The sequence below is a fragment of the Pseudomonas sp. FW300-N1A1 genome (assembly GCF_058789115.1).
Genome location: NZ_JBYTBK010000033.1, coordinates 1 through 12,849 on the forward strand (window position 1 = coordinate 1; position 12,849 = coordinate 12,849).

9 protein-coding genes are annotated in these 12,849 nt (G+C 62.9%); all 9 read right to left on the reverse strand.

Translation table 11 applies throughout. The features are described from left to right. Positions 1–101 precede the first annotated feature (101 nt). On the reverse strand, positions 102–1,280 hold the full coding sequence (locus AC3WQN_RS19730; protein ID WP_103402341.1) for a BaiN/RdsA family NAD(P)/FAD-dependent oxidoreductase: 1,179 nt from the start codon (positions 1,278–1,280) through the stop codon (positions 102–104). A 204-nt stretch (positions 1,281–1,484) separates the two neighbouring features. Beyond that, positions 1,485–2,870: an ATP-dependent RNA helicase DbpA gene (gene dbpA, locus AC3WQN_RS19735; RefSeq protein ID WP_095148948.1), complete on the reverse strand. Its 1,386-nt coding sequence runs from the start codon at positions 2,868–2,870 to the stop codon at positions 1,485–1,487. A gap of 108 nt (positions 2,871–2,978) precedes the next feature. Further along, on the reverse strand, positions 2,979–4,406 hold the full coding sequence (gene mdtD, locus AC3WQN_RS19740; RefSeq protein ID WP_103402343.1) for a multidrug transporter subunit MdtD: 1,428 nt from the start codon (positions 4,404–4,406) through the stop codon (positions 2,979–2,981). 189 nt (positions 4,407–4,595) lie between these two features. Continuing rightward, the gene (locus tag AC3WQN_RS19745) at positions 4,596–5,933 is read right to left on the reverse strand and encodes a TldD/PmbA family protein (RefSeq protein WP_103402344.1); all 1,338 of its coding nucleotides are present in this window, start codon (positions 5,931–5,933) and stop codon (positions 4,596–4,598) included. Beyond that, positions 5,933–7,375, reverse strand: a complete 1,443-nt coding sequence (locus tag AC3WQN_RS19750; protein ID WP_103402345.1) for a TldD/PmbA family protein — start codon at positions 7,373–7,375, stop codon at positions 5,933–5,935. The genes AC3WQN_RS19745 and AC3WQN_RS19750 overlap by 1 nt, the downstream gene beginning before the upstream one ends. A 90-nt stretch (positions 7,376–7,465) precedes the next feature. Beyond that, on the reverse strand, positions 7,466–8,161 hold the full coding sequence (locus AC3WQN_RS19755) for an RraA family protein (protein ID WP_095147478.1): 696 nt from the start codon (positions 8,159–8,161) through the stop codon (positions 7,466–7,468). Positions 8,162–8,431: 270 nt separating this feature from the next. Beyond that, complete coding sequence (gene betA, locus AC3WQN_RS19760; protein ID WP_103401072.1) at positions 8,432–10,135, reverse strand: choline dehydrogenase; 1,704 nt, start codon at positions 10,133–10,135, stop codon at positions 8,432–8,434. Positions 10,136–10,356: 221 nt separating this feature from the next. Continuing rightward, a complete protein-coding gene (gene betB, locus AC3WQN_RS19765; protein ID WP_103401073.1) occupies positions 10,357–11,829 on the reverse strand; it encodes a betaine-aldehyde dehydrogenase in 1,473 nt (490 codons plus the stop codon). A gap of 179 nt (positions 11,830–12,008) precedes the next feature. After that, positions 12,009–12,617: a transcriptional regulator BetI gene (betI, locus tag AC3WQN_RS19770; protein ID WP_103401074.1), complete on the reverse strand. Its 609-nt coding sequence runs from the start codon at positions 12,615–12,617 to the stop codon at positions 12,009–12,011. Positions 12,618–12,849 lie beyond the last annotated feature (232 nt).

Consider the following 12,849-nt stretch of genomic DNA (forward strand, 5'->3'; position numbering starts at 1 on the left):
GCCCTGATGAAAAACCAGAGCGAATACCACCCAAACTCAGTTATTGGAGCTTCCCCTCAAACATAGAATCTCCCACAATCTGATAAGTGTGCGACGTTGAATCAGGCGTACTGCGCCGCCGCATACCCCGAGGCCCAGGCCCACTGGAAGTTGAAGCCGCCCAGGTGCCCGGTCACATCGAGCACTTCGCCGATGAAGTACAAGCCAGGGCTTTTCAGCGATTCCATGGTTTTGGAGGAGACTTCGTGGGTGTCGACGCCCCCCAGGGTGACTTCGGCGGTGCGATAGCCTTCGGTGCCGGCCGGGACCAGCTTCCAGCTCGCGAGTTTCTCGGCGATCTCGGCAATCTCGGCGTGGGTGTACTGCTTCATCGGTTTGGAGGCGAACCAGCTGTCGGCCAGCAGGTTGGCCATCTTCTTGGTGAAGATCTCGCCCAGCAGGGTTTTCAGCTCGCTGTTCGGTCGTTCGGCCTGTTGCTGTTGCAGCCAGGTCGGCACGTCATGGTCCGGCATCAGGTTGATTTCAACCGTGTCGCCGGATTGCCAGAACGAGGAAATCTGCAGGATCGCCGGGCCGCTGAGGCCGCGGTGGGTGAACAGGATGTTTTCGCGGAAGCTCTGGTCGTTGCAGCTCACCAGGCAATCCACCGAAGTGCCGGACAACTCGCCGCACAGCTCCTTGAGCTGGTCGGTGATGGTGAACGGCACCAGGCCGGCACGGGTCGGCAGCAGCGTGTGGCCGAACTGTTTGGCCACTTGATAACCAAAGCCGGTGGCGCCCAGGGTCGGGATCGACAGGCCGCCGGTGGCGATCACCAACGACTCGCAAGTGACCTGGCCCAGGGTGGTCTCCAGCAGGTAGCCGCTCTCGGTTTTCTCGATCTGGTGGATCGAAGTGTCCAGGTGCAGGTTGACGCCCACCTGATCGCATTCGTCGAGCAGCATGCCGAGGATGTCGCTGGACTTGTTATCGCAGAACAGTTGGCCGAGTTTTTTCTCGTGGTAGGGCACGCCGTGCTTGGCGACCATCCCGATGAAATCCCACTGGGTGTAGCGCGCCAGTGCGGATTTGCAGAAATGCGCGTTCTGCGAGAGGAAATTGCTCGGTTCTGTGTACATGTTGGTGAAATTGCAGCGTCCACCGCCGGACATGAGGATTTTCTTGCCCGCCTTGTTGGCGTGGTCCAGCAACATCACCTTGCGCCCGCGCCCGGCGGCGGTCAGTGCACACATCAACCCTGCGGCGCCAGCGCCAATGATCACGACTTCGGTAGAGCGCAAAACGGTGTCCTCAAGTTTCGGTAAGCAGGCGGGTGAAGGCTTTTGTGGCGAGGGAGCTTGCTCCCGCTCGAGTGCATAGCACTCGCAAATCCTGCTGACGCGTTCTCATTGGAAGAACTGCGCTTGCAGTTTTGGGCCGCGTTGCTCGAACGCGGACCGGCCAGGGGGAGCAAGCTCCCTTGCCACAGGGTGAGTCAACAGCAATCAGAGGATCCGCACGCGCAACGAGCGGCCTTTGATCTTGCCGTCGTTCAGGCGCTGCAGGGCCTGCTTGGCGATGCTGCGGTCGACCGCGACGTAGGCCTGGAAGTCGAAGATCGCGATCTTGCCGACCTGGGCGCCTGGAACACCGGCGTCGCCGGTCAGTGCGCCAAGGATGTCGCCCGGGCGGACCTTGTCTTTACGGCCGGCGCCGATGCACAGGGTGCTCATGGCCGGCAGCAGCGGGCCACCGCCCTGGGACGTCAGGTTGTCCACCTGATCCCAGGTCAATGGCGTCTTCTGCAGTTGCTCGATGGCCTGGGCACGATGGGCTTCGGACGGTGCGACCAGGCTGACGGCGATGCCTTTCTCACCGGCACGACCGGTACGGCCTACGCGGTGAATGTGGATTTCCGAGTCACGGGCCAGTTCGACGTTGATCACCATGTCCAGCGCGTCGATGTCCAGGCCGCGAGCAGCGACGTCGGTGGCCACCAGCACCGAAGTGCTGCGGTTGGCGAACATCGCGAGGACCTGGTCGCGGTCACGCTGTTCCAGGTCACCGTGCAGGCCAACGGCCGAGATGCCTTTGGCGGTCAGGTGGTCGACGGTTTCCTGTACCTGCTGCTTGGTGAAGCAGAAAGCCACGCAAGAGGCCGGGCGGAAGTGGCCGAGCACCTTGGTCACCGCGCTCATGCGCTCTTCCGGGGAGATCTCGTAGAAGCGCTGTTCGATCTGCGTGTCGTCGTGGAACGCCTCGGCCTTCACTTGCTGCGGGTTGCGCATGAACTTCGAGGCCAACTGCTTGATGCCCACCGGGTAGGTGGCGGAAAACAGCAGGGTCTGGCGACGCTCCGGGGCCTGCATGATGATTTCTTCGATGGAATCGTAGAAACCCATGTCGAGCATGCGGTCGGCTTCGTCGAGGATCAGGGTATTCAGGCCGTGCAGTACCAGCGAACCCTTGCGCAGGTGTTGCTGGATACGCCCCGGGGTGCCAACGATGATGTGCGCGCCATGTTCCAGCGAGCCGATCTGTGGGCCGAAGGACACACCGCCACACAGGGTCAGCACCTTGATGTTGTCTTCGGCACGGGCCAGGCGACGGATTTCCTTGGCCACCTGGTCGGCCAGCTCGCGCGTCGGGCAGATCACCAGTGCCTGGCAACCGAAGTAGCGTGGATTGATCGGGTTCAGCAAGCCGATACCGAAGGCCGCGGTCTTGCCGCTGCCGGTCTTGGCTTGGGCGATCAGGTCCATCCCCTTGAGGATCACCGGCAAGCTTTGCGCCTGGATCGGCGTCATCTGGGCATAACCGAGGGAGTCGAGGTTAGCCAGCATGGCGGCGGACAGCGGCAAAGTATTAAAAGCGGTGGCGATGGTGGTCACGGGACGGGCCTGCAAAACAAAATGTCGCGCAGTGTACCAGCCCGGTGGCCAAACGCCCGTAGTTTCCAGACGAGAAGTCGCCGAGCGCAGGCACTTATCGCCTGGAAACTAAGGCTCTATGTGTTCTTCCGGGCCTTTGACCCGCCGCCCGTCATTTGGCGACAGCTGCAAAAAGATCGCCGCCGCCAGCATGGCCATGATTCCGACGGTCACAAAGGTCAGTTGGAAGGCCTCAAGCACATTGCTCACGCCATCGTTTCCGGTCTCTGCGGTAAAGCCGCCGAGCAACGCGCCGGCACAGGCCACGCCCAGGCTCAGGGCCAGTTGCGCGACCACCGACAGCAGACTGTTGCCGCTGCTGGCGCTGGCGTCGTCGAGGTCGATCAGTGTCACGGTGTTCATCGCGGTGAACTGCAAGGAGTTGATTGCCCCCAGAATCGCCAGTAGCACCAGCAGCAGCCAATACGGCGTCTGTTCGCTGACCAGGCCCATGCTCGCCAGCATGATCCCCAGTGCCAGGGTGTTGCCGGTCAGGACGATGCGGTAGCCCAGGCGCTCGATCAACGGGCGTGCCACCCACTTGGCAATCATGGCCGCCGCGGCCAGCGGCAACATGCTCATCCCCGCCTGGGACGGCGAATACCCCATCGCCACTTGCAGCAGCAAGGGCACGAGAAAGGGCAGGGCGCCGCTGCCCAGGCGGGCGAACAGGTTGCCGAGAATGCCCACGGCAAAGGTCCGGGTTTTGAACAGCGAGGGGGCGAACATGGGGTTGTCGATATGCCCGGCCCGCAGCCAATACGCGGCCAGGCAGGCCATGCCGGCGAACAGCAGCAACATCACCCGCAGGTGCGGCAGGTGCAGTTCTCCCAGGCCTTCCATGGCAATGGTGATCAGCACCATGGCCGCACCAAACAGTACGAACCCGAGGCTGTCGAAGCGGGTGCGCTCAGCGCCACGCAGGTCAGGGATGAACTTCCACACGGCATAGCAACCGACCAGCCCCACCGGCAGGTTGATCAGGAAGATCCAGTGCCAGGTCAGGTACTGCACCATCCAGCCCCCCATGGTCGGGCCGATCAGCGGACCGAGCAGGCCGGGAATGGTGATAAAGCCCATGATCCGCACCAGCTCCGAACGTGGGTACGCGCGCAGCACCACCAGGCGTCCGACCGGCAGCATCAGTGCGCCACCCAGCCCCTGGATCACCCGGGCGCCGATCAGCATGCTCAACGACTCCGACAGCGCACACAGCACCGAGCCGAAGCTGAACAGCACAATGGCACCGAAGAAGATTTTCCGGGTGCCGAAGCGGTCGGCGATCCAGCCCGATGCGGGAATCAGCAAGGCCACTGTGAGCATGTAGGCAATGATCACACCCTGCATGCGCAGCGGGTCTTCAGCCAGGTCGCGGGCCATGGCGGGCAGGGCGGTGTTGAGGATGGTCCCGTCCAGGGACTGCATGAAAAACGCAATCGCCACCACCCACGGGATCCAGCGGGCGGTGGTGGCGTCGAGAGCCGGGCGATTGGGCATGGGACCTCTAAGTTGAATAGTGCTCGTTCCCTGTGGCGAGGGAGCTTGCTCCCGTCGGCCGGTCCGCGCTCGGGCGCAGCAGTCGTAAATCCTGAACGCACGATTTTTCTGACATCGCCGCGTATGTCGGTTTTGGGGCCGCTTCGCAGCCCAGCGGGAGCAAGCTCCCTCGCCACAGACTTATCGTGTTTACAGGGTCAAGGTCAGGCGGCTGACCAGCGCCCCCGGCAACAACGCCGACGCGGTGGCGCGTTGGTCGTAGGTGCTGGCTGACAGGATCAGCTCCCGCTCGCGGGTCAGTGCTTCCAGTTGCGACCCCAGCAAACTGTAGGCGCTGTCATCGAACCGCATGGTGCTCACCGGTGCCTGGATCTCGCCGTTCTCGACCCAGAAGGTCGCGAAACGGGTCATGCCGGTCAGTCGGGCGGCCGGTTGGTCCGAGTAGTTCAGGTACCACAGGTTGCTGATGTACAGGCCGGTGCCGAGCTGCTTGAGAATTTCGGCATCGGGCAATGTGCCCGCGGCCATGTTCAGGGCGTTGGGCGATTCGCCGTTAGCGGCCCCGTTGGCGCTCAGGCCGTACTCGGCGGCACTGCGCGAACTCACCAGGCGCTCGCCGGCGTTGCCGGCAACGATCAGGGCCAGGTCGCTGCGTGGGTAGCCTTCATCGGAGAACGCCGGGCTCAGGGAGCCGCTGACCTTTTCATCCAGCGACAGCAGCGGGCTGAAGCGGTTATCACCGGCGTAGAGCCGTTGCAGCGGGCTGTTTTTACTGGCAATCGACTGCGCCGAGAACCCGCCCCAGCAGAGCATGCCGAGGATTTCGTCCAGCGCCGCGGGCGCCAGGTAGGCGCGGTACTGGCCCGGAGCGAGGGTGCGCAGCGGTCGCCCCAGGAACGCCAGTTGCTCACGCGCCTGCTGGAAGCGCTGGGCGAATCCCTCGTCACTCCACGCATGGCCGGCGTAGCTGGCTTTCACGGCCTGGCCGTTGGCGTGGAACAGGCTGAAGTCAAAGTTGAAGCTGTTGGCCTGATGCCACCCGAAGGCCCCGGCGGAACTGGCAAAGCCCCGGCTGATGGGCCCTGCGGCGTAGAAGCCGACCAGGTCCAGGCCTTCGGCGGCGCGGGCGATCGCGGCGACGACATGCTCGGTCTCCGGCAGGGGATGGGCCTGTACATTTTTACTCTGCCAGCCGTTGTGGTTGAGCAGCAGGTACGGGTCCTGGGGCAGCAGCGGCAGGGTGTCGCGCAGTTGCTGCAGGCCTTCGGTCAGGCGCTGGGCGTCGACCTCGGGATCGCCTGCCAGGGTGATGCGCAAGTCGGCATGGCGCCCGTTGTTGATCAGTTTCAAGTCCAGGCAGGCCTGCTGGACCTGTCCGGCCTGGCGTACCTTGGCGTGGTTGAAGCGCACGAAGGCGGACGATTCGGCGGCGTAGCCCAGGGTGAACTGCTCTGGCTCGCGCAGGGCGGTGCGCAGGCAGGCCACCAGTGCTTTGAATTGTTCGACCTGGCTCATGACTGTCGCCATCAGGCGTCTCCCCCAAACACATCAATGTTGCTGAACACACAGGCCGGCGACGCATGGCCGACGCGGATTACCTGGTTCGGTTCGCCTTTGCCGCAGTTCGGCGTGCCCAGCACCTGAAGCGTACTGGCATTGCCCACCGCGCTGAGGTTGCGCCAGAACTGCGCGGAGATGCCCCGGTAGTTGGGGTTCTTCACCACGCCCTTGAGTTCGCCGTTTTCGATCAGTTGGCCCCACTCGCAGCCAAACTGGAATTTGTTGCGCGCATCGTCGATGGACCATGAACGGTTGGTCGACATCAGCACGCCGCGCTCGATGCCGCCGATCAGTTGCTCAAGCGACCGGTCGCCAGGCTCGATGTTGAGATTGGCCATGCGGTCGATGGGCGGACGGTTCCAGCCACAGGCGCGGCTGTTGGCGACGCCGTTCATGCCGGCCCGGAACTGCGACAGTGCACCACCGAGCGGGCGCTCCAGCAGGCCTTCGCGGATCAGGAATTGTTTGCTTGCCGCGGTGCCGTCGTCGTCATGGCCGTAGCTGGCCAGCTCCTCGGGAATATCCGGGTCGAAGGTCACGTTGAGCAGTCGGGAGCCGTACTGCAGGCTGCCGAAATCACTGGTCTTGACGAAGCTGGTACCGGCGTAGTTGCGCTCATCGCCGAGGATCCGGTCCAGCTCCAGCGGGTGGCCGATGGACTCGTGGATCTGCAGCATCATCTGGTCGGGCATCAGCAACAGATCGCACGTGTCTTGCGGGGTGTTGGGTGCCAGCAGCAATTGCAGGGCCTGATCGGCCACGGTCGGTCCGGCGCCGATCAACCCGCAGCGACTGATCACATCGGCACCGCCTTGCTGGCCGAAGTTCTCGCGGCCCAGGCTGCGGGTCTGGCTGTCATTGCCGTCGTAGGCGGTGACGTCCAGCCCCGGATACACGAAACGTTGCGCCTGACGCAGTTCGGCGCCGGCGCTATTGAGGTAGATCTGCTCGACATGGGTGATGCCGATGCTGACTTCCCAGTTCACCAGGCGCTCGTCTTTGGGCACGGCGGCGGACTCGGTGCCGAGCAGTTGGTAGCACTCGCTGAGGGACGGGAAGGCCTGTTGCACATTCGGTGACAGGTAGTCGGCGCGCTCGCTGGACACCGGTTGTTGGCGCAAGTCGAGCAGGGCGTGGGCGGCGATCGAACGGGCCTGTTGTTCGGCGCGCTCGAGGGCGGCCTGCAGGCCGGCGGGCGACAGGTCGTTGGTCGCGGCATAGGCTTCGACGCCGTTGACCCGTGCGGTCAGCATCGCGCCTTCATCGCGGCTCAGGCGTGGCGGCTCGGCAACGTTCTTGCGCACCGACAGGTACTGGCCAGACTCGCGTACATAACGCAGCGAAAAAAACTCGGCGCCCGTGCGCAGTGCAGCAAAGCGCTGCTTGAGTTGGGGGTGGAAATCGAACATTCGGAGAACCTCCTTGTGAATACGCGGTGGCCTTGAGGGCCTCTTCGCGGGCCGGGCGGCGATCCGACTTGCCCGCGAAGCTTTTGCCGCTTAAACCGGGCAACCCTTGGCGCGCAGGATGGCGTCGAAGCGATCCGGGTCCAGGGTGCCGGCTTCGATAGCCGCAAGCGTAGCCTGTTCCCGTGCCAACAAGTCGTGGCAGCGCACCAGCAATTCGGGCAGTTCGGCCCGGGCGGCGGCAACCACGCCATCGCCGTCGCCGATCATCAGGTCACCTGGGGCGACCAGCATGCCGGCGCAAGAGATCGGTACGTTGATCTCCCCGCCACCGTCGGTGCTCGGGCCGCGGTGTACGCCGCCGATGGCATAGGCCGGCAGCTCGCCGGTTTGCCATTCGTCGAGGTCCCGCAGGGCGCCGTTTATCACCACGCCGACGATCCCGGCCTTGAGCGCCATGGCCCGCATGATGCCGCCGAACACGGCGCGGGTCAGGTCGGCGCTGCCGTCGATCACCAGCACGTCACCCGGGCGAGCCATCTGCATGGCCTTGAGGATCATCAGGTTGTCGCCCGGGCGCACGCGTACCGTCAGCGCACTGCCGAGCATCGGCGCGTTGCCGTGGAACGCTTTCAAACCCAGGCCGCCGACGTTGCGGCCCAGGCAGTCGCTAACGGCCGCCGCGGGGATCTTGCTGAACTCGGTCAGCCATTTTGGATCGAGGGGTTCTACGTTGGGATTGATCAGGTAGCCGGTGGGCCATTTGCTCGAAGACACGACATCAAACATGAGAAAGCCTCGTGGTCAGCCAAGTGATGGCTTGTCGGTGGGGGCGGGGGGTGAAACGTTTGCGCGATGCCTAGAGTAGGCCGGCGCGGGGGGAGGGGCAAGAGTGGGGGAGGTGGAGGGCGGATGGTTCGTGGCGAGGGAGCTTGCTCCCGCTGGGCTGCACAGCAGCCCCAAATCTGGCGATCGAGATATCAGGTACATCGATGCGACTGATTTGGGAACGCTTCGCGCTCCAGCGGGAGCAAGCTCCCTCGCCACAGAGGTGACGGGTTACTGCGCGGTTGGGCCCACTTCACGCAGTGGCTTGCCACGTACCGGGGCGTCGCCTGCGACGTAGTACTTGGCCTGGCTGCGTGGCAGTGGCTGACGACCACGGATCTTGTCGGCGATTTTCTCGGCCATCATGATCGTTGGCGCGTTCAGGTTGCCGGTGGTGATCAGCGGCATGATCGAGGCATCGACCACACGCAGGCCCTGCATCCCGTGCACGCGGCCCTGACCATCGACCACGGCCATCTCGTCGGTGCCCATCTTGCACGAGCAGGACGGGTGGAACGCGGTTTCGGCGTGCTCACGGATGAATTTATCCAGTTGCTCGTCGGTCTGTACCTCGATGCCCGGGCTCAGCTCGCGACCACGGAAGGCGTCCAGGGCCGGCTGCTGCATGATTTCACGGGTCAGGCGGATACCGTCGCGGAACTCCTGCCAGTCCTGCTCGGTGGCCATGTAGTTGAACAGGATGCTCGGGTGCTGGCGCGGATCCTTGGATTTGACCTGGATACGTCCGCGGCTTGGCGAGCGCATGGAGCCCATGTGTGCCTGGAAGCCGTGCTCTTTCACACCGTTGCTGCCGTTGTAGTTAATCGCGACTGGCAGGAAGTGGTACTGAATGTTCGGCCATTCGAAATCCGGACGAGTACGGATGAAACCGCCGGCTTCGAACTGGTTGCTGGCGCCGATACCGGTGCCTTTGAACAGCCACTCGGCACCGATGGCCGGCTGGTTGTACCAGAGCAGCGACGGGTACAGCGAAACCGGCTGGGTGCACGCGTATTGCAGGTACAGTTCCAGGTGGTCCTGCAGGTTCTCGCCCACGCCTGGCAGGTCGTGAACCACCGGGATGTCCAGGCTTTCCAGAAGCTTGGCCGGGCCAACGCCGGAACGTTGCAGGAGCTGTGGCGAAGCGATTGCGCCGCTGCACACCAGCACTTCCTTGCGGGCACGGGCTTCAACGCGTTCTTCGGCGCTGCCAACCAGGTAGCGCACGCCAACGGCACGCTTGCCTTCGAACAGAATCTTGTCGGTCAGGGCGTGGGTGACGATGTTCAGGGTCGAACGCTTCTTGGCGGTATCCAGGTAGCCACGCGCGGTGCTGGAGCGACGGCCTTTGGGCGTCACGGTACGGTCCATCGGACCGAAACCTTCCTGTTGGTAGCCGTTCAGGTCTTCGGTACGTGGGTAACCGGCCTGTACGCCTGCTTCAACCATCGCGTGGAACAGCGGGTTGTTGCCGGCTTTAGGGGTGGTCACGCTGACCGGGCCTTCGCCACCGTGGTAGTCGTTCGGGCCGATGTCACGGGTTTCCGCTTTGCGGAAATACGGCAGGCAGTCCAGGTACGTCCAGTCTTCCAGGCCAGGGTTTTTCGCCCAGCCGTCGTAGTCCATGGCGTTGCCGCGGATGTAGCACATGCCGTTGATCAGGGACGAGCCGCCGAGGCCCTTGCCACGACCGCATTCCATCCGGCGACCGTCCATGTGTGGCTCTGGATCGGTTTCGTAGGCCCAGTTGTAGCGACGGCCTTGCAGCGGGAACGCCAGGGCCGCAGGCATTTGCGTGCGGAAGTCGAAACGGTAGTCCGGGCCGCCGGCTTCGAGCAGCAGGACGGTGACGCCTTCGTCTTCGGTCAGACGGGTCGCCAGGGTATTACCGGCCGAGCCGGCACCCACAATGATGTAATCGTATTCTTGGGACATTGAATGCACCCTCTTTGAAGTTGGTCAGGTCAGGCCGCCGAGGTCCCGCTTTTGTGGCGAGGGAGCTTGCTCCCGTCGGCCGGTCCGCGCTCGGGCGCAGCAGTCGCAGAATCAGCGACCTGTTCTGTCTGAATAAGCGCGAGGCCTGGAAGTGGGGCCGCTTCGCAGCCCAGCGGGAGCAAGCTCCCTCGCCACAAAAGGCCCCACAGGCTCGCAGCGGATCAGAACACCGAGACGTAATCGCCCAGCTCGACCTGTACCGATTTGATGCGAGTGAAGTTGTTCAGCGAGCTGATGCCGTTCTCACGGCCCACACCCGACTGCTTGTAGCCACCGACCGGCATCTTGGCGTCGGACTCGCCCCAGGCGTTGATCCAGCAGATACCGGCTTCGAGCTGATGAATCACGCGGTGAGCGCGGTTCAGGTCCTTGGTCACGACGCCAGCGGCCAGGCCGAAGTCGGTGTCGTTGGCGCGGCGGATCACTTCTTCTTCGGTTTCATAAGTGAGGATGCTCATCACCGGGCCGAAGATCTCTTCACGAACGATGGTCATGTCGTCGGTGCAGTCGGTGAACACGGTCGGTGCCACGAACGCGCCCTTGGCGAATTCGCCGTCGGTCAGGCGACCGCCGCCGCACAGTACGCGAGCGCCTTCTTCCTTGCCCTTGGCGATGTAGCCCAGCACGCTTTCCATGTGGGCGAAGCTGACCAGTGGGCCGAAGTTGGTGTTCTCGTCTTGCGGATTGCCAACGCGGATACGGGCAACGCGCTCAACGATCTTGGCTTCGAAAGCGGCTTTCAGGTGGCTCGGTACGAACACGCGAGTGCCGTTGGTGCAGACCTGACCGGAGCTGTAGAAGTTGGCCATCATGGCGGTGTCGGCCGCGCGATCCAGGTCGGCGTCGTCGAAAATGATCAGCGGGGACTTGCCACCCAGTTCCATGGTCACGTCTTTGAGCGAGGACGCGGAGGCGCTGGCCATGACTTTCTTGCCGGTGTCGGTACCGCCGGTGAAGGAGATTTTTTCGATGCGCGGGTGCTCGGTCAGCCAGGTGCCGACTTCACGGCCGCTGCCGGTCAGGACGTTGAACACGCCGTCTGGCAGGCCTGCCTCGGTGTAGATCTCGGCCAGTTTCAAGGTGGTCAGGGAGGTGACTTCGCTTGGCTTGAAGATCATCGCGTTACCGGCCGCCAGGGCTGGCGCGGATTTCCACAGGGCGATCTGGATCGGGTAGTTCCACGCGCCGATACCGGCCACGACACCCAGCGGCTCGCGACGGGTGTAGACAAACGAGGTGGTGCGCAGCGGGATCTGCTCGCCTTCGATGGCGGGCACCAGGCCTGCGTAGTACTCCAGCACGTCTGCGCCGGTGACGATGTCGACGTAGCGGGTTTCGGAGTACGACTTGCCGGTGTCCAGGGTTTCCAGGGCGGCCAGTTCATCGTTGCGCTCGCGCAGGATGTCAACGGCACGGCGCAGGATGCGCGAACGCTCCATGGCGGTCATCGCGGCCCAGATTTTCTGGCCTTTTTCGGCGCTGACGACAGCGCGTTCAACGTCGTCGAAGGTCGCACGTTGCACTTTGGCGAGAACTTCACCGTTAGCCGGGTTGATGGCTTCGAAGGTGGCATCGCTGCCAGCGTCGGTGTAGCCGCCATCGATGTAGAGTTTTTGCAGTTCGAAACGGGCCATGAGAGTCCTCGCAAGTGCATAAGTGGTGGGCTAAAAACGACTGCGCTCGACAATCCTGGGTTGAAAACCTCCTCGTAATGCTCATTGACTGAAGTCAACTCCGCTTACTCGTCGGTTTTCGCCTTGTCTTGCCTTCGCTCGCTACGTTTTTCAACCGCGTATTTATTTAGTGTTCTGGTCTATGCACTCGTGCTTTTGCACTCCTGCTTGGCCAGTTGGATATCCATGTATTCGTAAGCGATTCGTTGCGCCTGCCCGGTGTCGAAAGCGTCTCCCGACAGCGCGCCGCGCAACCACAAGCCATCGATGAGCGCTGCCAGGCCACGGGCGGCGCTACGCGCTTGATCAAGCGGCAACACCCGGCGGAACTGGCAGCACAGGTTGGAATACAGGCGGTGATCGTTGATCCGCTGCAACCTGTGCAAAGACGGCTGGTGCATGCTGGTGGCCCAGAAGGCCAGCCAGGTTTTCATTGCCGGGCCATTGACCTGGCTGGCGTCGAAGTTGCCTTCGATAATCACCTGCAGATGAGCCCGGGGGCTGTCATCTCCCAGCGCCTGGCGGCGCGCGGTGACGTTCTCGCTGAGGACGCTCATCAGATACCGCATCGTGGCGGCGATCAGGCCATTCTTGTCCTGAAAATAGTGACTGATGATGCCATTCGAGACACCGGCCAAACGGGCGATCAGCGCAATGCTGGCGTCCCCCATGCCGACCTGATCGACGGCCTGCAACGTGGCTTCGATCAATTGCTGGCGGCGGATGGGTTGCATACCGACCTTGGGCATCTTGCACATCTCCTTAGGCCTTCCGGCGGTCGACAAGCAGCCGCTGGATTGAGGGCCAGTCTATTTTGTTTTGATTGAACGTTCAATCAACAAAGAATAAGATCTGCGACAAATCGTCGCTACCTACAGGTTTTTCCTACGTGTAGTTGGCGGAAAAACGACATCCCAAAAAGCTCGAAACCCACGCGGGGCATGCTGCGAACCGATAGCGACGGACGAATTGAATGGGCAT